The following is a 21055-nucleotide window of genomic DNA, read 5'->3' as shown; positions in this document are numbered from 1 at the left end:
TGCGTTCCCGCTAAATAATATAGTCATCAACAGTATTAACAAAAAAACCCCCTGTAAACATGAAGAGGGTCTTTTCACTATTATCTATTGTACATAGTTTTTTCTTAAACTTCCATGATTTCTTTTTCTTTATCTTTCGTCACGTCATCAATTTTAGCGACATATTCATCTGTCAATTTTTGAACATCCTCTGTCGATGATCTTAATTCATCTTCAGTGATCTCCCCATTTTTCTCAAGCTTTTTCAAATCATCGTTTGCATCACGACGCACGTTACGAACAGCTACTTTTGCTTCTTCTGAGTATTTTTTTACTACTTTTACAAGCTCTTTACGTCTTTCTTCAGTTAGCGCAGGAATCGCAATACGGATCACATTTCCGTCACTTGTTGGCGTGATGCCAAGATCAGACTTTTGAATCGCTTTTTCGATATCACCGATTGCTGTTTTATCGTAAGGTGTGATAATCAGCATACGTGCTTCTGGCACTGTGATCGACGCAATTTGGTTAAGCGGTGTTTGTGCACCGTAATAATCCACTGTCACTTTATCAAGCAGTGAAGCATTCGCACGGCCTGCACGAACAGTTGCAAGCTCACGTCCGTACGCTTGTACGGCTTTTTCCATTTTTTCTTTCGTTTGGTTCAACACTTCTTTTGACACGTTATTTCCCCCTCACGATCGTTCCGATTGATTCGCCGTTTACGGCACGTTTAATATTTCCTTCTTCCATAATGGAGAAGACGATTAATGGAATGTCATTGTCCATACATAATGAGGACGCAGTAGAATCCATTACAGCAAGCCCTTCTTTAAGTACATCAAGATATGAAAGCTTATCATATTTTACTGCATCCGCATCTGTACGAGGATCAGCACTGTAGACACCATCTACATTATTTTTCGCCATTAAAATGACATCTGCTTCAATTTCTGCTGCTCGAAGTGCTGCTGTAGTATCTGTAGAAAAATAAGGATTCCCTGTTCCAGCAGCAAAAATGACGACACGTTTCTTCTCAAGATGACGGATCGCTTTTCTTCTTATGTATGGCTCTGCAACCTGTCTCATTTCAATAGAGGTTTGCACTCTAGACTGAATGCCAAGCGTTTCTAGGCTGTCCTGTAACGCCAGTGAGTTCATCACTGTTGCCAGCATCCCCATGTAGTCTGCTGTTGCACGGTCCATTCCTAGATCACTGCCTGTCTTCCCGCGCCAAAGGTTTCCTCCGCCTACAACGACTGCAACTTCAACATCAAGCTCTGCAATTTCTTTTACTTGCTTTGCAATTGATTGAATGACAGTTGGGTTAATTCCATTTCCAGCATCACCCGCTAGTGCTTCGCCACTTAGCTTCAGTACAATGCGATTATATTTCGGTTTGCTCATGATAACCTCCAAGTGTATACTATACCGTCTCTTATTATGCGTAAGAAACTGCCTTTTGTAAATCAATATCCTCTAAAAAATAGGGAACACAGTGCTTGTGCTCCCTAAAAAAGCCCCAGAGAGCTTTTCAAACATTATTTTTTCACTTGGCTCATAACTTCTTCAGCAAAGTTGTCTTGACGTTTTTCGATACCTTCGCCCACTTCATAGCGAACATAAGTTTGAACAGTTGCGTTTTTCGCAGCTACAACTTGTTTCACTTTTTCATCTGGGTTTTTAACGAACGCTTGGTCAAGTAAGCAAATTTCTTCGAAGAATTTGTTTAGACGGCCTTCTACCATTTTAGCTACGATGTTTTCAGGCTTTCCTTCTTGAAGCGCTTGCTGTGTTAATACTTCACGCTCACGGTTTGCTTCTTCTTCTGACACTTGGTCACGAGAAATGTATTTAGGGTTTACAGCTGCAACGTGCATTGCGATGTCTCTTGCAAGCTCTTCGTCAGTTGTTCCGTTAAGAACAGCTAACACACCGATACGTCCGCCCATGTGCAGGTAAGAACCGAATGCAGCATTATCTTCTTTTGTGATGACAGAGAAACGGCGTAGAGTGATTTTCTCTCCGATTTTCGCAATTGCAGATGTGATATGCTCTTCAACTGTTGAACCGTTTTCCATTTTAGAAGCATGAGCTTCTTCAAGTGTTGCAGGTTTAGCAGCAAGCAAATGATCAGCAAGTTCGTTAAGAAGTGCTTGGAATCCTTCGTTTTTCGCAACGAAATCAGTCTCAGAGTTCACTTCTAGGATCACGCCTGTGTTGCCGTCAGTTTTGATAAGAGTTAATCCTTCTGCCGCAATACGGTCTGCTTTTTTCGCAGCTTTTGCGATTCCTTTTTCTCTTAGAAGGTCGATTGCTTTCTCGATGTCACCATCAGTTTCTGTTAACGCTTTTTTACAGTCCATCATACCTGCACCAGTTTTTTGACGCAGTTCTTTAACTAATTGAGCAGTAATTGCCATTTTACATTTCCTCCTTCTATGTTAAAACACGGATTACTAGGTGAAAAAAAGGTGATAAAAGGCATTTCCCTCTTATCACCTTTTGAATAGGTTACGCAGTTGTTGTTTCAGTTTCTGTCGTTTCTTCTACAACAGCTTCTTCTTCGCCTTGTTTAGACTCAAGAATCGCATCTGCCATTTTAGCAGTTAGAAGTTTTACAGCACGGATTGCATCATCGTTTGCAGGGATCACAACATCAATTTCGTCTGGATCACAGTTTGTGTCAACGATACCGATGATTGGGATATTCAATTTACGAGCTTCTGCAACTGCAATACGCTCTTTACGAGGGTCGATAATGAAAAGTGCATCCGGAAGACTCTTCATGTCTTTGATTCCGCCTAGGAATTTTTCAAGACGCTCTAATTCTTTTTTCAGTTGAACGACTTCTTTCTTAGGAAGAACTTCGAATGTACCGTTTTCTTGCATTTTTTCAATATCTTTTAAACGTTTAATACGTTTTTGGATTGTTTCAAAGTTTGTTAAAGTTCCACCAAGCCAGCGTTGGTTCACATAGAACATACCAGAACGGATTGCTTCTTCTTTCACTGAATCTTGTGCTTGCTTTTTCGTACCAACGAAAAGGATTTTTCCTCCGTCAGCAGCAAGGTTTTTCGTGAAGTTGTATGCTTCCTCTACTTTTTTCACCGTTTTTTGAAGGTCGATGATGTAGATACCGTTACGCTCTGTAAAGATGTAACGCTTCATTTTTGGGTTCCAACGGCGAGTTTGGTGACCGAAGTGAACACCAGCTTCTAGCAATTGTTTCATAGAAATAACTGACATTTTGTTGCCTCCTAATATAATGGTTTTTTTTCCTCCGCTTAAGTCATGTTCACATAAAACTGCGCCACGGCAGCACCTTTATACGAATCATTAAGCGTGTGTATTTAACACCAAGAAATAATATAACACATGATGGACTGACAATCAAGAATCCTTTACAGCTTTCCGCTAAATTTTAATAAAAGCTCGATTTCTGTCTTGCCAGTTTTCATTTCTTTCGCTATTTCTTCTAGTGACCGCCCTTCATCATATAGGGTCTTCACTTGGTCCTCGAATGTTTCTTCTATTTCACTTTTAGAAGGCAGAGAAGCCTCTGTTTCAAGTTGTGGAACGGGTTCGTTTACCTTCTCTTCCTGCACCTCAACTTCGCTAAGGAGAGCCGACAGGTGCTCTGGTACGGGATCTTCACTTTCGACCGATTGCTGGGATTCAATTGGTGGTTGTGGCTGCTTTGGTGTCTGAAGATCCGATTTCAGCTCTTCAGCAGAAAAATCAGGGGAAGCGGCTGCCACTTTTGATAGTTTGTCATTCTCTTCTTTGACCTCCATCAAAAATGCAGCCAGGGTATTTTCCGTTTCTTCTAGAAGTTCTCGCTGCTTTTGTTCTGTTGCCTTCAGCGAATTCATTCTCGTATATAAAATAATCACAAAATAAATAAGTGCAGCATGAAGCATGAAGCTAATCAGCCATAACATATTTTTTCACTCACTAACTCTTTAAGATTGAATGGCTTTATCAAGCAGATGCTTAAGCTTGAACAAGGCCTTTGAATGAATTTGCGAAATGCGCGAAGTAGATAAATTGAGCACTTGACCGATTTCCGTTAATGTCAGTTCTTCTTTATAGAAAAGACTGATCACAAGCTTTTCTTTTTCTGAAAGCTCTGTGATTTTTTCAGAAAGCTGTTCAATTAATTCATCTTTCAGCATTTTCTCTTCTGGAGTCACAGACTTCTCGTCGCGAATCATGACTTGGACGTTCTCTCCGTCTTCTTGATCATGCAACTTCTCATCAATTGAGAGCAGATTTGCAAAGAATCCTTCATTCATCGTTGTGACGACATCCTGTTCACTCATGCCGAGTTCCTCAGCCACCTCTGTCGGCGTCACATTACGCAAATAACGCTGTTCAAGCTTTTCAATAGCCGCTTCTACTTTTTTTGTTTTTTCTCTTGATGTACGAGGCAGCCAGTCCTCTTTACGAAGACCGTCGATAATGGCCCCGCGGATTCTGAAGGATGCATATGTATCAAACTTCAGATCTCTTCCGGGATCAAATTTTTCAAGGGCATCATATAAACCGAGCATCCCTAGACTGATCAAGTCTTCTTTATGCACTGACTTCGGGAGACCGATGGAAATTCTTCCAACATGATATGTGACGAGCGGCATATAGCGGCGCATAAGATCATCTCCAGCAGCTGGGTCTTTCCACTCTTTCCATCTAGCCCATAGCGCCTGATCTTCGTAATTTAAGGATTGCATCTTTATCCCCCTATACTTCCTTAGTTATATCTTCATAATGCCTTGCTTCACAGTACGGATCTCAAGCTCTGCCGTAAGCGGATCGAATTCGATCGTGCGGCCACTGTTTCCGCCTGTATCCTCACTAATAATCGGGATATGATGAAGAGACAGATGTTCTTTTACAGCTGAAACGTTTCTAGGTCCAATTCTCATTAGATCATTGGTTGACTTAAACTTAAACATTTCCGCTCCGCCAGCAAGTTTTGCCTTTAGCGCATGTTTGCGTGCGCCTGCTTTTAAGAGCAGATCAATTGTATGCTTGACACCTGTATCTGCATATTTAGCCAAGTTCTCCACCGCCCCTTTTGAAAGAGAGGAATCTGGAAGCATAACATGGACAAGGCCTGCCAGCTTTTTGTCTTGATCAAACAAGACAAGCCCTACGCAGGAACCAAGACCGGATGTCCGAATGCGGTCCGGTGATTTAACAAGCTGAACATCCGCAATACCAACCTTTACAACTGCCGGAATTTGCACGTTCATTATAGGTTACCTAATGCTTTGAATAGTTTTTCGAACGATTCAAAGTCTGGTAATAGAAACATATTTCCTTTCAGCTCTTGCTTATTTTGATCATCAAAAATAGATGTATCAATCACAATCGCCTGATCCCCAAGAGGACTGAATTGCATCAACCCTTCACTAATGACAGCCCCGAACATATCGAGCGTGACATCTGGAACACTTGGGTAAAGCTGCAATTTGGTTAAATCGGCAAGGGCTGATAAATAAGAGCCCGCTAAAATATTTCCAAGTTCATGAAGTGCTGACGTCCCCATCTCATGTTCATGAATCGTATCAATATCAAATGCCGGATCCTGGACAAGCTCTCTTACAAATTGCTCTGCTTGCTCAAACGGCGTAATGAAAAAGATTGAGCCGGTTAAATCCCCTTCCATTCGCAGGAAAATACTTGCAACAGGAAGGTCTGCACCGCCAAAGAAATCCATTAAATCTTCAAACGAGAGAACCTTGACAAAAGGAACAGCCATATCGATTTTTCGATCCAATAGGTTGGCAAGAGCAGACGCTGCGTGGCCTGCCCCGATATTCCCAACCTCTCCTAAAATATCTAGCTGTTCATCTTTAATTTCGTTGAAAATGCTCATTTCACATCCCCCTTAATGAACAGGTGCACCTTGAACGCTCTTGTCGAGGACAGCACCGGCATGAATGATATTGAAAAGACGCTGATCATGCTTAATGATACCTGTCACCCATGACTGTCCTTCTTTTTCAGCTGATTCAGGAGAAGATTCTACTTCTTCCTGATGAACGGTTATGACATCATTTGCTTCATCAACAATCCAGCCGACTTCAATGTCACCAACTTGTACAATGATCATTCTTGTTTCATCTGTAATTTCGTTGTCAGTAGAACCAAGTCTGACTCTCAGGTCAATGACAGGTGTCACGACACCGCGTAAATTAATAACACCGCATATATAAGGGGCAACGCCAGGAACTCTTGTCGGCTGCTGCCATTTTTCAATGGACTTTACTTCTGATACTGAAATGGCGTATTCTTTTTTGTTTACGATAAACACAATCATCTTTTCGCCAGTTTTGATATCTGTACTCATTTCAGACCGCTCCTCTATTGTTTTTTACTTGATCAGTGCATTACAGTCAACGATGAGTGCAACTTGACCGTCACCTAGGATCGTTGCGCCGGATATCGCAAATACGTTTGGCAGATAATCTCCTAGTGATTTCAATACAACCTCTTGCTGACCAATAAATGAATCGACCACAAATGCTGTCAGCTTGTCTCCTTTACGAACAACAATGATGTGCAGTTCTTCCTCTAATTCATTCGCATTTGGTACGTGGAATTGTTTCTTCAAGTACACGACCGGTACGATAAATCCGCGGAAATCAATCACTTCACGATCATGCGTTTGCAGGATGTCACTTTTCTTAATGACAGCCGTTTCAATAATAGAAGAAATCGGAATCGCAAATGTTTCCTCTTCTAGTTTTACAAGAAGAACGGAAATAATCGATAATGTAAGCGGAAGCTGGATCGAAAATAGTGAACCTTGTCCTTCTGTTGAGTTAATGCTTACAGATCCGCCAAGTGATTCCAGCTTGTTTTTCACAACGTCAAGACCTACACCGCGGCCTGAGATGTCAGAAATCGTATCAGCTGTAGAGAATCCTGCTGCAAAGATCAATGAATCAATTTGATGATCTTCAAGTGTTTCTGCTTCTCTTTCTGTGATAACCCCGCGCTCTAATGCTTTTTCAAGCACCTTTTTACGGTTAATTCCGCCGCCATCATCTTCTACTTCAATGAAGACATGGTTTCCGCTATGGTACGCTTTTAATAGAACCGTACCTTTTTCCGGCTTGCCTTTTTTCACACGTTCTTCTGGTGATTCAATACCGTGATCTAGACTGTTTCTGAGTAAGTGCAAGAGCGGATCACCAATCTCGTCGATCACTGTTCGATCAAGCTCCGTCTCAGCACCCTCAATAATAAGCTCAATTTTCTTATTAAGCTCTTTCGTCAATTGACGAATCATACGCGGGAATCTGTTAAAGACAGTTTCCACAGGTACCATTCTCATGTTCAGGATGATTGATTGCAGGTCTCCAGAAATACGAGTCATTCTTTCGACTGTGTCTGTGAGTTCGTTATTTTCTAGTTCTTTCGCAATCTGTTCTAATCGGCCTCTATCAATCACAAGTTCTTCAAATAGATTCATAAGAGAATCAAGACGGTCGATGTTGACACGAATTGTTTTCGTTCCGCCGGCAGCTGCACCGTTATTGCCATTTGCTTTTGGCGCATCATTTGCTGGCGCTTTCGCAGCAGGAACGGATACTTCTTCTTTTTTCTGTTCAGGCTGCGTCTCTTGTTTTTCAGCTGGAGCTGCTTCTTCAAATGCGGAGACTTCAGAGATCTCAACCTTCTCAACCTCTGAGATCGCCGTAACGATTTTCTGTACTTCGTCCATCGGCTGTTTAGAAAGATAAGAAATGCTGAATTCAGATTCAAAATCTTCTGATTCTAACAGTTCTGCATTTGGAACGGTTTTGACAACCTCGCCTGCTTCATTTAATCTTTCAAAAATCATATAGACACGAACGGCTTTTAGTAAGCACGCTTCACTTAATGTCACGTTGAGTTCATAGCATTTGAAGCCTTGCTCTCTCGCTTCATCAAGAACCGTTCGTTCAAATTCGTTATAATCTAAGTCATTAGCAGCAGCTGATGCATCTGCTGTTTCAACGCTTGAAGCTGCCTCAGCATGGCTTCCTGTCACATCTAGCTTTTTACTAATCTCTGTGACATCGCGTTTCCCGTCTCCTCCTTCTGCAATCGATTGAACCATTGCTTCAAGATGATCGAGTGCTTCGAACATCGTATCCATTGACTCAGGAGTGACAATCATTTGTTCATTACGGATAGCATCAAACATGTTTTCTAAATGATGCGTTAAGTGAGCCATATCATCAAAGCCCATCGTTGCACTCATGCCTTTCAATGTATGAGCCGCTCTGAATATATCATTCACTAGCTGCAAGTCGGTTGGGTTCTTTTCTAAATCAAGAAGTTTTTCATTACAAGTTTGTAAGTGTTCTCTGCTTTCATCTAAAAAGATATCTAAGTATTGGTTTACATCCAACGTGTTCACGCCCTCTCTTTTTTCATGGAGCTTATAATTGCATGTGCGATGTCATCCACATGCCTTGTTTCATGTGCAAGGCCTGCTTTAATGACTGATTTAGGCATTCCGAAAACAACACATGATTCTTCTTTTTCTGCAATGACTTTTGTATGACCGCTTGCGACCATTTTTTTGACACCTTCAGTACCGTCACTGCCCATACCTGTCATAATGACAGCGATTTTCTCGTAACCTTTTATGCTGCTGATGGATTCAAATAAATAGTTAACAGATGGCTTGTGCCGGCTTTCCGTGTCTTCAGGGGACAGCCTGATAACAAGTGATCCCCCTTGGTCATGAAGTGACATATTCATTCCACCAGGAGCTATGTAAGCCACTCCATTTTTCGCGATGTCTCCATCTTGCGCTTCTTTAATCGTAATTTGTGATAAATGATCTAACCTAGCAGCAAGTGATGCCGTGAATCCTGCTGGCATATGCTGCACAATCAATATAGGTGCCTCGATGTCCTTAGGCAGCTTCGTTACGACTCGTTGAAGTGCCCTTGGTCCTCCTGTAGATGTTCCGATAGTAATAATCTTTCGGAGTGAGCTGCCTTTTACTGGTTGCAGACGGGGTGCAGCCACTGGACTTGGCGGCTTTATCACCGGCTTAGGAGACACCTTCTCTTCAGTGCGTTTCCTTGACAGTCCTGCCGCAAGTACCCGCTCTACAATTTGCCCTCTCACTTTGTGCAAATCGAGCGAAATACTTCCCGAAGGCTTTGTCACAAAGTCAAAAGCACCGAGTTCTAAGCAATGGATGGTTAAATCTTTTCCTTGCTTTGTCTGGCTTGACACCATAATCACGGCAAGGTCGTGTTCAGCCAGAATTTGTTTTAATGCTTCTGTTCCGTTTAAAACAGGCATTTCCACATCTAATGTGACAACATCTGGATTCAGTTCCTTGATTCGTTTTAAGGCATCTTCCCCATTTCGCGCCGTTCCGACGACTTCTATTTCTTGCTCGGCACTTAGAAAATCACTAATGAGCTTTCTCATAAAGGCCGAGTCATCTACTACTAGCACTCTAATCATGAGTCCACCTTCCTCCTTTTAAAAAAAGAGGACAACTTATCTATAAACGTATGCTGTTCTCTCCGTGCCTCTCTTATCTGCTGATGATATAGTGTTTCTGCCAGCATCTTAATGGTTTTACTCAGCCTTGAATGAGGCTGCTTCATATAAAATGGAATTTGTTCTGATACTGCTTTAGGAACCGCAGGATCATCAGGCACAGCGCCAGCAAATACAAGTTTTCTGTGAAGAAAAGATGTGACCACTCCTGCTAATTTCCGGTAGGTTTCAGACCCTTCTGACGGGGTTTTGCACCGGTTAACAATGATTTGCACAGACCGTTCAAACTGATGAATGGCTAAGTGTTTAATCGCGCTGTAGGCATCCATGATGGATGTTGGCTCTGGCGTAGTCACAACGACCACTTCTCCTGCCGATAAGACAAAAGGCAGCTGATCTTTTGACAAGCCGGCTCCCATATCGAAGAAAATACAATCGAAGTCCTGCATCATTCTTTCCATCTCTTCCAAAAAGAACGACCATTGATCTTTATCTAAAGAAAACAGCTGTTCAAGCCCGCTTCCGCCAGAAATGTAATATAGGTTATCCGTTCCTTTTGTCATGGCTGCTTGGAAGGATTTTTTTCTAACGAGAACATCTAATATAGAACTAGTCGATGTTTTCCCTAGTAAAATATCAATATTCCCCATCCCAAAATCAAGATCAATCACTAACACTCTTCTCTCTGTACTTGCGATAGACAGTGCCATATTCAGGGTCAAATTCGATTTACCTACCCCGCCTTTACCGCTCATGACGGCAATGGTTTTGGCCTGTCCGCTGACGTTAGGAGGAGCCGGTGTGATCATTTGACTCTGCTGAACTAGTTTTCTTAACCCTTCTGCTTGGTCGGGCTTCATGATTGTAAAACCATCCTTGTTAGTTCAAGAGGCGAGCCTTCAAGAATATCCTCAGGCACATTTTGACCATTTGTTAAAAAACCAAGTTTGATTTGAGAGTCAGCAATGATTTGAAAAATGGTTCCCATCGTGTCCGTTTCATCTACTTTTGTAAAAATGAATTGATTGATTGGAACGTGTTCAAAGCGTTTGACCATGGCTTTCATGTCTTGATACTTCGATGTAGCACTCATCACGAGAAAACTTTGAATGCTCTCATCAAATGGAATAATGTCGGTCAGCTCTTTGATATACGCTTCTTCTTTAAAGTTACGACCTGCTGTATCGATGAAGATATGATCATACTCTTTAAAGGTCTCTTGGGCTTTTACAAAATCCTCTCTTGAATAACAAACCTCAAGCGGTGCATTCAGCAGTTCAGCATATGTTTTCAGCTGTTCGATCGCTGCAATCCGGTACGTATCGGTTGTAATAAAAGCGATTTTCTTTTGCTGCTGAATGGCCGTTTTAGCAGCAAGCTTTGCAATCGTTGTCGTTTTACCAGCTCCAGTTGAACCGAACAAAACAATGTATTTTGAAGAAATCATCGGCTCATCAGAGGTTTTAGCTGGAAGCATATTTGTCAGCAGTTGTTCAAGTTCTTTTTTTATGTGATTTTCTTTAACCGCACCCTTTGTTAAAAGACCCTTCAGGCATTCGTCTCGAATGGCATCATCAAGTCCTTGATCCTTTAGCTTTTGATCGATTGCTATGAGAGGATCAGGCAGAATACCCGCATGCCGTTCATTCCTCACATATTCTAAAGGCTGGGTATGAGAAGGCGCTGGTTTCGCCGCCTTGGGAGCAAATGAAGGCTCTTCGGGCAGCTTTTGAACTTGTTCCTTTTTTGGTAATACTGGAAGAGGCGGCGCAGGGTTTAACCCTTTACCAGCTCTTTCCTCGAAATCTTGATCCAGCACTGCAATCACTTCGACCATTTGCTGTTTCTTCAAACCGAACAGTTTGCGTTTGACAACGGTTTTAGAATTTAAAATAACGGCATCTTTCCCAAGCTGCTGCCTGATTTGAATTGTTGCCTCCTGCATAGAATTTGCTGTGATTTTTTTCATTTTCATTAGATATCCACCACTCCGATGCTCTGTACTTCCACATTCGCTTCTAGTTCGTTATAAGATAGTACCGGTAAATCTGGGAAATATCTTTCTAACAACTGCTTAACGTACATTCTTATAGGAGGTGAGCATAATAGAACCGGCGTTTCCTGACGAAGCGAAAGCTGTTCAATTTCTCTCGCCACTGATTGAATCACACTTTCAGAGGATTCTGGATCTAACGATAAGTAGTTTCCATGCTCTGTCTGCTGAACGCTGTCCGCAATCACCTTTTCTACTCGGCCTGAGCATGTCACAACTTTGAGTGATTCATTTTCTCTTGCATACTGTGCGGTAATCTGTCTTGCGAGCGCCTGTCTAACATACTCTGTTAATAAATCTGTATCAGTCGTTAATTTTCCGTAGTCTGCAAGCGTCTCAAAAATGGTGACAAGGTTTCGGATAGAGACCTTTTCTTTCAGCAGCTTCGCCAGCACTTTTTGAATATCACCGACTGCCAGCGGATTTGGTGTTACCTCATCCACTAAGACAGGATAACTTTCTTTCAGATGATCGATTAATTGCTTCGTTTCTTGGCGTCCGAGCAGCTCGTGTGTGTTTTGTCTAATCTTCTCTGTGATGTGAGTAGACACAACAGACGCTGGGTCCACAACCGTATAGCCTAGCATCTCAGCCTGATCTTTTTCTGCTTCTGATATCCATTTAGCCGGCAGGCCAAAGGATGGTTCGATTGTTTCAATTCCTTCAATCGGATCATCATCAGGCGTTGGGGACATCGCTAAGTAGTGATCAAGCAGCAGCTCACCTTTTGCTACTTCGTTCCCTTTAATTTTCAACCGGTATTCATTTGGGTTCAGTGCAATATTGTCCCTGATCCGGACGACTGGAATGACAAGACCAAGTTCGAGGGCAAGCTGCCTTCGGATCATCACAATTCGGTCTAACAGGTCACCGCCCTGATTTGCATCAGCGAGCGGGATGAGGCCGTAGCCAAATTCAAATTCAATAGCATCCATTTGCAGGAGATGAATAACACTTTCTGGACTTTTCATCTCTTCTACCTCTGCCTGTTCTTCCAGTACCTCTTCGATTTCTTCTTGATCTTGTTTGTTTTTCGACATCATGTATGCGCCAAGTGCTATTAAACCTGCAATTGGCCCAGTTAAAAGTACGCCGATTGGCGTAAACAAACCAAGAAGGAAGATCGTTCCTGCTGTGACATAAAGCATGGCTGGGAAGGCAAAGAGCTGACCTGTAATGTCTGATCCAAGGTTTCCGTTAGAAGCTGCTCTCGTAACAACAATCCCTGTCGCCGTTGAAATGAGGAGTGCCGGAATTTGCGAAACGATTCCGTCCCCTACCGTTAATAGGGTAAAGTGAGAAGCTGATTCTTGAATCGACATGCCTTGCTGAAGCATCCCGATAATGATTCCAAATATAATATTGATGATAACGATGATAATACCTGCGATGGCGTCCCCTTTAACGAACTTACTGGCACCGTCCATCGCTCCATAAAAGTCTGCTTCCCTCGCTACTTTTTCACGGCGGTTTCTTGCTTCACTTTCTGTCAGCATCCCTGCATTTAAATCAGCGTCAATACTCATTTGTTTACCTGGCATCGCATCAAGTGTAAATCTTGCCGCAACCTCTGATACACGCTCAGCCCCTTTTGTGATAACAATAAACTGAATGATGATCAGAATAAGGAAAACAACGAGACCAACGATGATATTTCCTCCAACAACAAATGAACCGAACGTTTCGACAACCTTTCCAGCATCTCCTGTTGAAAGAATAGAACGTGTTGTAGAGATGTTAAGCCCTAAACGAAACAGTGTTAAGAGCAAAAGCAATGATGGAAAAATTGAAAATTCCAGTGGTTCTTGCATGTTCATAGTGGTGAGAAGCACGATAAGCGCAAGAGAAATATTAATAATAATTAAAATACTTAATAGCATTGGCGGAAACGGTATGACCAGCATCGCCACAATTAAAATAACACTGAATATAACAGATAAATCTCTTGCTGACATGCCTGTTCTCTCCTTTTAAAACCAAAAATTCATAAAATCTTTTGTTTCGTTTTATAGACGTAAGCTAAAATTTCTGCGATGGCCTTAAAGTATTCTTCCGGCACCGCTTGGTCGATGTCGACCTGATCATAGAGCGCACGGGCAAGCGGGCGGTTTTCTACAGTCATGACATCATGTTCTTTCGCAATCGTTCTAATTTTCAAAGCCAAAATATCCGTTCCCTTTGCCACAACATAGGGCGCGTCCATTTTTTCTTCATCATACTTTAAAGCAATGGCATAGTGGGTTGGGTTTGTAATGATGACGTCCGCTTTTGGGACTTCCTGCATCATCCGTCTCATGGCCATTTCCCGCTGACGCTGTTTAATCTTTGATTTGATGAGCGGGTCACCCTCTGATTTTTTATACTCATCTTTGATGTCTTGTTTGGACATCCTCAAGTTTTTTTCATAATCAAATTTCTGATACATATAATCAAGCCCTGCCAAAATCAAAAGAGCACCAGCAGCATACAGCCCCATAATTAAGGTCATATTTGCAACGAAATGAAGGGTTTCCTCTGCTGTTAATAAAGGAAGCCGCAGAATTTCGTCAAAGTGCATCCAAAGAGCAATAAATGTCGCAAAGCCAACAAAGCCAATTTTCAAAATGGATTTTAATAGCTCTACGAGGGCTCGAATACTGTATATCCGTTTAAACCCTTTGATTGGGTCAAGCTTTTCTAATTTCGGTTTGATCACTTCTGCTGAAAAGAGAAAGCCGACTTGTAAATAGTTACTGATAATCCCCGCCAGCATGCCAACACCAAGGATTGGCATGAGGAGGAGCCCTGTTTCCTGAAGCAATTCCAAGAATAGTTGATGAATATTAGATGTGCTAACCTTCATTAGAATGGTTGTTGAATAAAAACGTTCTATGAGCGCGATAATCCGCTCTTTCATAAAAGGCCCAATAAAAAAGAATGATAAAAAGATTAATAGAAATGAGATGGCTGTATTGACGTCGGTACTTTTGGCAACCTGTCCTTTTTTACGTGAATCCCGCCTTTTTTTCGGCGTTGCTTTTTCTGTTTTTTCACCTGCGAAAAATTGCAAGTCTAGTCTAAGCCTTGTCATCATGACGAACCACCGACCAATGCTAAGAAATTCCTCATGGTGAGTACAATCGTTTCAAATGTATTTTGGACAACACCGAAGATGACGCCCATACAGATGATGATCATAATAAAACTCACACCTATTTTAATAGGAAGTCCGACCACAAATACGTTCATTTGCGGAACTGTACGTGCCACAATCCCCAGCGCCAAATCGACTAAAAATAGACTTGCCACGACAGGTGCCGAGATTTGAAAGGCGATGATAAACATTTGGTTGAAGCTCTTTGCGATAAAGTAAGCAAAGGATTCACTGCCGAAATTCAGCGCGTATTGATCAACTGCAATGTATTGAAAGCTGTAATAGATTCCATCAAGCAGCAGGTGATGTGCGTTTGTTGCCAGCATTAATAGCAATGTGACCGTATAAAAAAACTGTCCCATCAGCGGCGTCTGCGCCCCTGTTTGCGGATCAATAATATTGGCAATCGCAAAACCCATTTGAAAATCAATGAATGAGCCGGCAATTTGAACAGCGGACACCATGATGTATGCAATCAGCCCAAGCAGCAGACCGACCATCGCTTCTTTCACCGCAAGCATCATATAAAGACCGTCTATGTCGAGTGCTGGCGGTTCTTTTATGGTGCTAAAACTAATGACAGCTAAAAACAGCGAGAATCCAACTCTGTGTACAGCTGGGATCGTTCTATGCGCTAAAAGCGGTACTGTCACAAAAAAAGCGGTGATCCGAATAAAAACTAAAAGAAAAGCAGGGAATAATTCTATGATTGACATCACTTGTTAACCTGCAAATCGATCTAAATTCGAGAACAGCTCTGTCGTAAAGGACACGATTGTTGAAAGCATCCATGGACCAAACACAACAAGCCCAATGAGTACAGCAACAATCTTAGGAATAAACGCAAGCGTCTGTTCTTGAATTTGGGTTGTCGCCTGAAACACACTGACAATCAGTCCCACAATAAGTGCGAGCGCTAGAAGCGGCCCACTCACAAGCAATACTACATACACTGATCTTTCAGCCATCGTAATGACAAATTCTGAACTCATGTTTTAAGCACCTACTCTAAAAGCTTTGCAGCAAAGATTTAACTATCAAATACCATCCATCGACTAAAACAAATAACAATATTTTGAAAGGGAGCGATATCATAACCGGCGGAAGCATCATCATCCCCATTGACATCAGAACACTTGCGACCACCATGTCAATAATTAAAAATGGAATAAAGATCATAAAACCAATTTGAAATGCCGTCTTTAATTCTGAAATGGCAAAAGCGGGAACCATCGCCGTTAATGGAATATCTTTAATCGATTCAGGTGTATCCATTTTTGCGTAGCTAAGAAATAAAGCCAAATCTTTCTGTCTTGTATGTTTACTCATAAACTCTTTAATAGGCACTTCGGCTTTTTCATACGCCTGATTTAACGTGATGTCATCATTTAAAAGCGGCGTCAGCGCCTCTTTATTAATCTGTGAGAACGTGGGAGCCATGATAAAAAATGTGAGAAACAAAGCAAGCCCAACAAGCACTTGGTTTGGCGGCATTGAGTTGGTTGCAAGTGATGTTCTGACGAATGAAAGAACAATCACAATCCGTGTAAAACAAGTCATTAAAATGAGAATGCCCGGTGCAACCGAAAATACAGTTAAAAGTAATAGAAGACGGACAGATGTGCTGATATTTCCTGCACCGCTGGAATTAAATAAATCGATAAACTCATTCATTTTGTTTCGGGCCTTTCTTTCTGACTTCTGATTGGGTCTTTTTCAATTCGGCTAGCTGCGCCTTTAAATTGGCTGAAAAAGAAGAAGTGGTCGGCTGATCATGTTTCTTTACCTGCGATGTGAATTTTTGAACCATTTTTGGTAAATCGGTTTTGCTTTCCATCGCTTCTTCATATTGTTTCACGATTGCTTCACATTCTTGTTCATCATCAATCTCTTTTAGCAGCTGGATTGAGTCTGCTACGCCGACAACTAATACTCTTTTGCCCACTTTGATCAGCTGGACTGAACGGTTTTGTCCGACTGTCGTTCCGCCAATATTTTCAACATATCGAAATGGTTTGAGTAAGCGGTTTTGCTTACCAACAAATCTCACCAATCCATAAATAAGCAGGATGACAAAAAGTAAGGCACCAATCATTTTGACAAAATCCATAATGGAGACAGAAGAAGAGGGAACTTCTTCTGCCGGATTCGTTTGATTGTCAGTGGTTTTCTTCTCTGTATCCTTTTTGCTTTCTTTCTCACCTTTGAGCCAGTCATTCACTGTGCCATTCTCAGGATCTTTCGTTTCGGCAAACAGTGAGGCAGGCTGCATCGTCAAGAAAAGCATAAAACTGATCATTGCTATACATATCAAACGTTTTTTCAACAAATCTTACACCCTTTTTTAGCCTAACGTTTTATTAATTGCTTCAAGTACGCGGTCTGCCTGGAATGGCTTCACGATAAAGTCTTTTGCACCTGCTTGGATTGCGTCAATAACCATTGACTGCTGTCCCATAGCAGAACACATGATGATTTTTGCTGAAGCATCGATTTGTTTAATTTCTTTTAGTGCAGTGATTCCGTCCATTTCTGGCATGGTGATATCCATTGTGACAAGATCAGGAGATGTTTCTTTGTATTTTTCAACTGCTTGTGCGCCGTTTTCTGCTTCTCCTACTACATCAAATCCGTTTTTTACAAGAATATCCTTGATCATCATTCTCATGAATGCTGCATCATCTACGATTAATACCTTAGTAGCCATTTACTTATTCTCTCCCTATATGTTTGTTTATTTTAAATTAGAAAGTCTTTCTGACTGACTTAAAATATCAGTCACACGAACACCAAAGTTCTCATCAATGACAACGACTTCCCCTTTGGCGACGATTCGTTTGTTCACTAGAATGTCTACTGGCTCACCAGCAAGTTTATCCAGTTCAATGATACTTCCAGCTGAAAGCTCAAGAACTTCTTTCACACTGCGCTGAGTTCTTCCAAGTTCCACCGTAATGGAAAGCGGAATGTCCATCAGCATATCAAGGTTTCCAAGCTGGCTTGTTGTATGCTGAGGCTCACTGAACGATTCAAATTCAACTGGCGCCACATTTACAGGTGCTGCCGGCTTTTGCTTCGCCTGTCTTTTCGGCGGTGCTGCTTGCTGCGCTGGGGCAGACTGCGTTTGCGGTGCTGCCGGCTGAGGTTCAGGTGCACTCACTTCTTCTTGAACCGGCGCTTCTTCTTGCGCAGGATCTGTTAATTCTGCAATTAAATCCTTCGCAAATGTAATAGGATAAAGCTGCATAATATTTGAATCGATGAGTTCACCTATTTTTAATCTGAAGGATACTTTGACAAGCATTTCTTCAGCTGGAATGCGGTCTGTCCCTTCTCCTTCTTTCACATCAAGTAATTCGACGCGCGGCGGAGAAATATCAATCTTTTTATTAAAGACAGTCGACATGGATGTCGCAGCAGAACCCATCATTTGGTTCATTGCTTCTTGTACTGCACTTAAGTGAATCTCACTTAAAGAAGGGTCAGCATTTGTCCCGTCTCCGCCCATCATTAAGTCCGCAATAACTGCTGCATCTGTTTGCTGGACGACAAGCAGGTTACTTGCGCTGAAACCTTCCGTATAATTCACTTCAATAGCGACATACGGATGAGGAAATTCCTCATTCAGCATACTTTTTTGAATCACTGTAACAGTTGGAGTTGTAATCTCCACTTTTTGATTTAATAGGGTTGAAAGTGCTGTTGCAGAGCTGCCAAATGAAATATTTCCGATTTCTCCAATGGCATCTTGCTCCATTGCAGAAAGGATTGTATCAGGCTCTATATCGTCATTGCTGCCTCCTTTAAGGAGCGCATCGATTTCGTCTTGTGATAATTTACTTCCGTTATTCTCCATCTTCTTCACCTCTTATGTCGTGATCTAGAATTTGAATCGCCTGTTTCCGATTCACGCGGCCGGCCTGTCCCAAGAATTTCGGTTTATTTCCGACCATAACAGTAAGAGGCGCATTTACTGGTTTGTCCAAGGCAATACAATCACCAATTTCCAAATTCAAAAACTCTTCCACCGTCATTTCCGATTGTCCCAGCTCTGCGACTACCGGTATTTTTGCCTTCATAATCCGTTTTTCAATGGCCTTTGTTTCTTGCTGTTTTGGTTCATTTCGTTCAGACTGCATCCAGTAGTGTACAGACAGCTTCGGAATAATAGGCTCTAATACAACGTGAGGAATACATAGGTTAATAACCCCGCTTACCTCGCCAATTTGTGTATTAAGAGAAATGACGACAACTGTTTCGTTTGGTGACACCATTTGAACAAACTGGGGATTTACCTCGAAATCTGCCATTTCAGGCTCGATGTCGGTTATGGACTGCCACGCTTCTCTGTAATTTTCCAAAGCTCCCTCAAACATGTTTGAGATAATCTTTGTTTCAATTTCTGTAAGTGATTCTGTCTTATTATGACTAATGCCAATCCCGCCCATCAGCCTGTCCATCATCGCATAGCCGATTGTTGGGTTTACTTCAAGCATGATTCTTCCTTCAAGCGGGCTGACATAAAATAAGTTTAATAATGTCATATTAGGAATCGAACGAATAAATTCTTCGTATGGTACTTGGTCAACCGAGCTGACAGTAATTTGAATATATGATCTTAGCTGCGCTGAAAAATGCGTGGTGAGCAGTCTAGCGAAGTTATCATGAATCCTTGTTAAACTACGAATCTGGTCTTTTGAAAAGCGCAGTGCACGTTTAAAGTCATACACCTTCACTTTTTTCGTCGTTTCCTCTTTTTTCAGCTCTTCTGCATCCATTTCGCCTGTTGAGATGGCGGATAATAATGCGTCGATCTCATTCTGGGAAAGCACTTCTCCTGACATTTCTTCACCTCCATCGCGTTAATTAATCGCCTCTATTGCAGATTAAAGGAGGTTATATATACTTCTTTCACCTTGCCATCTTGCAAATAGTTATTCACTTTGTTTTTGACTTGTGTTTTAAAATGTTCTCTGCCTTTTTTGCCATCAAGTTCATCTGCATTCGTGTCTGATAAAATGTCGATGACAGCATCTTTTACCTGGAAACTTCTTTTCTCAAGCTCTGATTTTGCTTTTTCAGAGTCCGTTTCAATATTCAGGACAAGTTTGACAGCATTTCCTTCAGATTTTAAATTGGTGATAATCTCAGGAATTTCAACAGAAGCTTTTACAACTTCATCTGCTGTTGGCTCTTTTTCGGCTTTTGCTTCGTCTGACCCATTCAGCAGAAAAAAGATGCCTGCTCCAATTCCGACGATGGCAATAATCATGATTAGCATTACTACGACTAATTTCTTCTTCATTCAAACTCCTCTATTCCTTGATTCAATGAAATGACTTGGATTTTTCTGTAGAAAGAAATGATTTTCTCTTGAAGCTGCTCTTCATCTTCTTTCACAACGAATTTCTTTCCATTGGCCAAAGTAATGGTCGTGTCTGGAAAACTTTCGATTTGCTCGATATGGAGAGCGTTCAGCATAAATCCTTTGCCATTTAATCTTGTCACTTCAATCATATTAAGCAGAGAAGCGAGCATCCGCTCCCCCTACCTCCTATCGTTTCAGATTCACAAGCTCTTGCAGAATTTCATCAGATGTTGTGATCGTCTTTGCATTCGATTGGAATCCGCGCTGCGCGATAATCATTTCGGTAAACTCATCTGTTAAATCAACGTTTGACATTTCTAGTTTACCTGTTTGGATCACGCCAGTTCCTTCTTGACCAGGTACGATAGGGTTACTTGGTGCACCTGAACTTAACGTTTGGCGGTAAAGGTTGTCACCAACTTTGTCTAATCCTCCTGCGTTACTGAAAGATACGAGTGAAATCTGTCCAACATTTCTAGATACGTTGTTTTCAACAACCGAAATTGTTCCATCTGGACCAACACTTACACTTGAAATGCCATCTGGGATCGTTATTTTTTGTCCATCCATTCCGAGAAGGTAATTTCCGTCAGTAGTCGTTAAATTTCCCTCCGAATCACGTCTAAAGTTCCCGGTTCTTGTATAAAGAACTTCTCCTTGACTTTCAATACGGAAAAATCCATCTCCATTGATATAGAAGTCGTAAGGTTCATCTGTATTTTGAGAAGATCCCGGTGACATGACTTTATCAATAGAAGCTAAAGATGATCCTAAACCAACTTGTTTTGAGTTAATTGAACCAGAGTTGTTCGTTGGTCCACCTGAGCTTGAAATGGTTTGACTGACCATATCTTTAAACGTGATACGGCTTTTTTTGTATCCGTGTGTATTGACGTTGGCTACGTTATTGGCTACCACATCTAATTTTGTTTGGAAGTTTTTCATTCCGCTAATTCCTGAGTAAAGTGAGCGTAACATTTATTTTCCTCCTCGA

At 41.6% G+C, this 21055-nt stretch carries 25 protein-coding genes; all 25 read right to left on the bottom strand.

The features are described from left to right. Nucleotides 1–104: 104 nt before the first annotated feature. Complete coding sequence (frr, locus tag MHH61_RS17265; RefSeq protein ID WP_024424150.1) at nt 105–662, bottom strand: ribosome recycling factor; 558 nt, start codon at nt 660–662, stop codon at nt 105–107. A 1-nt stretch (nt 663) separates the two neighbouring features. After that, complete coding sequence (gene pyrH / locus MHH61_RS17260) at nt 664–1386, bottom strand: UMP kinase (RefSeq protein ID WP_008344767.1); 723 nt, start codon at nt 1384–1386, stop codon at nt 664–666. 134 nt (nt 1387–1520) lie between these two features. Then, complete coding sequence (tsf, locus tag MHH61_RS17255; protein ID WP_024424151.1) at nt 1521–2402, bottom strand: translation elongation factor Ts; 882 nt, start codon at nt 2400–2402, stop codon at nt 1521–1523. A gap of 91 nt (nt 2403–2493) precedes the next feature. Next, the gene (gene rpsB, locus MHH61_RS17250; RefSeq protein WP_024426991.1) at nt 2494–3228 is read right to left on the bottom strand and encodes a 30S ribosomal protein S2; all 735 of its coding nucleotides are present in this window, start codon (nt 3226–3228) and stop codon (nt 2494–2496) included. Nucleotides 3229–3383: 155 nt separating this feature from the next. Further along, nucleotides 3384–3923, bottom strand: a complete 540-nt coding sequence (locus tag MHH61_RS17245; protein WP_024424153.1) for a hypothetical protein — start codon at nt 3921–3923, stop codon at nt 3384–3386. 21 nt (nt 3924–3944) lie between these two features. Further along, a complete protein-coding gene (locus MHH61_RS17240) occupies nt 3945–4712 on the bottom strand; it encodes a FliA/WhiG family RNA polymerase sigma factor (protein ID WP_024424154.1) in 768 nt (255 codons plus the stop codon). A 24-nt stretch (nt 4713–4736) separates the two neighbouring features. After that, a complete protein-coding gene (locus tag MHH61_RS17235) occupies nt 4737–5237 on the bottom strand; it encodes a chemotaxis protein CheD (RefSeq protein ID WP_024424155.1) in 501 nt (166 codons plus the stop codon). After that, nucleotides 5237–5863, bottom strand: coding sequence for a chemotaxis protein CheC (locus MHH61_RS17230; RefSeq protein WP_024426988.1), 627 nt, complete (start codon nt 5861–5863; stop codon nt 5237–5239). The genes MHH61_RS17235 and MHH61_RS17230 overlap by 1 nt, the downstream gene beginning before the upstream one ends. 12 nt (nt 5864–5875) lie before the next feature. After that, the gene (locus MHH61_RS17225) at nt 5876–6337 is read right to left on the bottom strand and encodes a chemotaxis protein CheW (protein WP_024424157.1); all 462 of its coding nucleotides are present in this window, start codon (nt 6335–6337) and stop codon (nt 5876–5878) included. A gap of 24 nt (nt 6338–6361) precedes the next feature. Further along, nucleotides 6362–8389 carry a chemotaxis protein CheA gene (locus MHH61_RS17220; RefSeq protein WP_044330605.1) on the bottom strand — a complete coding sequence of 676 codons (2028 nt, stop codon included), beginning with the start codon at nt 8387–8389 and terminating at the stop codon, nt 6362–6364. A gap of 5 nt (nt 8390–8394) precedes the next feature. Beyond that, nucleotides 8395–9468, bottom strand: coding sequence for a chemotaxis response regulator protein-glutamate methylesterase (locus tag MHH61_RS17215; protein ID WP_024426987.1), 1074 nt, complete (start codon nt 9466–9468; stop codon nt 8395–8397). Beyond that, entirely contained in the window at nt 9465–10370 is a 906-nt protein-coding gene (locus tag MHH61_RS17210; RefSeq protein ID WP_125586781.1) for a MinD/ParA family protein, read from the bottom strand. Before MHH61_RS17210 ends, MHH61_RS17215 begins: the two co-directional genes overlap by 4 nt. Further along, nucleotides 10364–11482: a flagellar biosynthesis protein FlhF gene (flhF, locus tag MHH61_RS17205; RefSeq protein WP_125586783.1), complete on the bottom strand. Its 1119-nt coding sequence runs from the start codon at nt 11480–11482 to the stop codon at nt 10364–10366. The genes MHH61_RS17210 and flhF overlap by 7 nt, the downstream gene beginning before the upstream one ends. Next, nucleotides 11482–13515, bottom strand: a complete 2034-nt coding sequence (gene flhA, locus MHH61_RS17200) for a flagellar biosynthesis protein FlhA (RefSeq protein WP_025092587.1) — start codon at nt 13513–13515, stop codon at nt 11482–11484. Before flhA ends, flhF begins: the two co-directional genes overlap by 1 nt. 29 nt (nt 13516–13544) lie before the next feature. Beyond that, a complete protein-coding gene (gene flhB, locus MHH61_RS17195) occupies nt 13545–14633 on the bottom strand; it encodes a flagellar biosynthesis protein FlhB (protein ID WP_125586786.1) in 1089 nt (362 codons plus the stop codon). Further along, nucleotides 14630–15412: a flagellar biosynthetic protein FliR gene (fliR, locus tag MHH61_RS17190; protein WP_125586788.1), complete on the bottom strand. Its 783-nt coding sequence runs from the start codon at nt 15410–15412 to the stop codon at nt 14630–14632. The genes flhB and fliR overlap by 4 nt, the downstream gene beginning before the upstream one ends. Nucleotides 15413–15415: 3 nt before the next feature. Next, nucleotides 15416–15685: a flagellar biosynthesis protein FliQ gene (gene fliQ / locus MHH61_RS17185; protein WP_003211206.1), complete on the bottom strand. Its 270-nt coding sequence runs from the start codon at nt 15683–15685 to the stop codon at nt 15416–15418. Between the two features lie 16 nt (nt 15686–15701). Further along, the gene (gene fliP / locus MHH61_RS17180) at nt 15702–16367 is read right to left on the bottom strand and encodes a flagellar type III secretion system pore protein FliP (protein ID WP_008354479.1); all 666 of its coding nucleotides are present in this window, start codon (nt 16365–16367) and stop codon (nt 15702–15704) included. Next, a complete protein-coding gene (gene fliZ / locus MHH61_RS17175; RefSeq protein WP_231506887.1) occupies nt 16360–16980 on the bottom strand; it encodes a flagella biosynthesis regulatory protein FliZ in 621 nt (206 codons plus the stop codon). The genes fliP and fliZ overlap by 8 nt, the downstream gene beginning before the upstream one ends. 57 nt (nt 16981–17037) lie before the next feature. Beyond that, on the bottom strand, nt 17038–17400 hold the full coding sequence (locus tag MHH61_RS17170) for a response regulator (protein WP_007499584.1): 363 nt from the start codon (nt 17398–17400) through the stop codon (nt 17038–17040). A gap of 27 nt (nt 17401–17427) precedes the next feature. Further along, nucleotides 17428–18549 (bottom strand): flagellar motor switch phosphatase FliY, encoded by a 1122-nt coding sequence (fliY, locus tag MHH61_RS17165; RefSeq protein WP_125586790.1) that lies wholly within the window; start codon nt 18547–18549, stop codon nt 17428–17430. Next, nucleotides 18539–19537, bottom strand: coding sequence for a flagellar motor switch protein FliM (gene fliM, locus MHH61_RS17160; RefSeq protein WP_024424167.1), 999 nt, complete (start codon nt 19535–19537; stop codon nt 18539–18541). Before fliM ends, fliY begins: the two co-directional genes overlap by 11 nt. Nucleotides 19538–19569: 32 nt before the next feature. Beyond that, nucleotides 19570–19998 (bottom strand): flagellar basal body-associated protein FliL, encoded by a 429-nt coding sequence (gene fliL, locus MHH61_RS17155; RefSeq protein WP_024424168.1) that lies wholly within the window; start codon nt 19996–19998, stop codon nt 19570–19572. Then, nucleotides 19995–20210: a flagellar FlbD family protein gene (locus MHH61_RS17150; protein WP_008344794.1), complete on the bottom strand. Its 216-nt coding sequence runs from the start codon at nt 20208–20210 to the stop codon at nt 19995–19997. Before MHH61_RS17150 ends, fliL begins: the two co-directional genes overlap by 4 nt. A 37-nt stretch (nt 20211–20247) precedes the next feature. Beyond that, nucleotides 20248–21039, bottom strand: a complete 792-nt coding sequence (gene flgG / locus MHH61_RS17145; RefSeq protein ID WP_024424169.1) for a flagellar basal body rod protein FlgG — start codon at nt 21037–21039, stop codon at nt 20248–20250. Between the last annotated feature and the right edge of the window lie 16 nt (nt 21040–21055).

The sequence above is a fragment of the Bacillus sp. FSL K6-3154 genome (genome assembly GCF_040869395.1).
GTDB classification, from domain to species: domain Bacteria; phylum Bacillota; class Bacilli; order Bacillales; family Bacillaceae; genus Bacillus; species Bacillus safensis.
This window is presented reverse-complemented; position numbering and strand designations above follow the sequence as displayed.

Bases quoted from the DNA above. Each gene is read 5' to 3' on its own strand.
- MHH61_RS17240 (WP_024424154.1), bottom strand. From the start codon at position 4,712: ATGCAATCCTTAAATTACGAAGATCAGGCGCTATGGGCTAGATGGAAA.
- flhB (WP_125586786.1), bottom strand. From the start codon at position 14,633: ATGATGACAAGGCTTAGACTAGACTTGCAATTTTTCGCAGGTGAAAAA.
- MHH61_RS17245 (WP_024424153.1), bottom strand. From the start codon at position 3,923: ATGTTATGGCTGATTAGCTTCATGCTTCATGCTGCACTTATTTATTTT.
- MHH61_RS17235 (WP_024424155.1), bottom strand. From the start codon at position 5,237: ATGAACGTGCAAATTCCGGCAGTTGTAAAGGTTGGTATTGCGGATGTT.
- fliM (WP_024424167.1), bottom strand. From the start codon at position 19,537: ATGTCAGGAGAAGTGCTTTCCCAGAATGAGATCGACGCATTATTATCC.
- fliL (WP_024424168.1), bottom strand. From the start codon at position 19,998: ATGAAGAAGAAATTAGTCGTAGTAATGCTAATCATGATTATTGCCATC.
- MHH61_RS17215 (WP_024426987.1), bottom strand. From the start codon at position 9,468: ATGATTAGAGTGCTAGTAGTAGATGACTCGGCCTTTATGAGAAAGCTC.
- fliP (WP_008354479.1), bottom strand. From the start codon at position 16,367: ATGAATGAGTTTATCGATTTATTTAATTCCAGCGGTGCAGGAAATATC.
- MHH61_RS17230 (WP_024426988.1), bottom strand. From the start codon at position 5,863: ATGAGCATTTTCAACGAAATTAAAGATGAACAGCTAGATATTTTAGGA.
- fliY (WP_125586790.1), bottom strand. From the start codon at position 18,549: ATGGAGAATAACGGAAGTAAATTATCACAAGACGAAATCGATGCGCTC.
- MHH61_RS17170 (WP_007499584.1), bottom strand. From the start codon at position 17,400: ATGGCTACTAAGGTATTAATCGTAGATGATGCAGCATTCATGAGAATG.
- flgG (WP_024424169.1), bottom strand. From the start codon at position 21,039: ATGTTACGCTCACTTTACTCAGGAATTAGCGGAATGAAAAACTTCCAA.
- pyrH (WP_008344767.1), bottom strand. From the start codon at position 1,386: ATGAGCAAACCGAAATATAATCGCATTGTACTGAAGCTAAGTGGCGAA.
- MHH61_RS17225 (WP_024424157.1), bottom strand. From the start codon at position 6,337: ATGAGTACAGATATCAAAACTGGCGAAAAGATGATTGTGTTTATCGTA.
- fliZ (WP_231506887.1), bottom strand. From the start codon at position 16,980: ATGCTTTTCTTGACGATGCAGCCTGCCTCACTGTTTGCCGAAACGAAA.
- MHH61_RS17150 (WP_008344794.1), bottom strand. From the start codon at position 20,210: ATGATTGAAGTGACAAGATTAAATGGCAAAGGATTTATGCTGAACGCT.
- flhA (WP_025092587.1), bottom strand. From the start codon at position 13,515: ATGTCAGCAAGAGATTTATCTGTTATATTCAGTGTTATTTTAATTGTG.
- rpsB (WP_024426991.1), bottom strand. From the start codon at position 3,228: ATGTCAGTTATTTCTATGAAACAATTGCTAGAAGCTGGTGTTCACTTC.
- fliQ (WP_003211206.1), bottom strand. From the start codon at position 15,685: ATGAGTTCAGAATTTGTCATTACGATGGCTGAAAGATCAGTGTATGTA.
- tsf (WP_024424151.1), bottom strand. From the start codon at position 2,402: ATGGCAATTACTGCTCAATTAGTTAAAGAACTGCGTCAAAAAACTGGT.
- flhF (WP_125586783.1), bottom strand. From the start codon at position 11,482: ATGAAAATGAAAAAAATCACAGCAAATTCTATGCAGGAGGCAACAATT.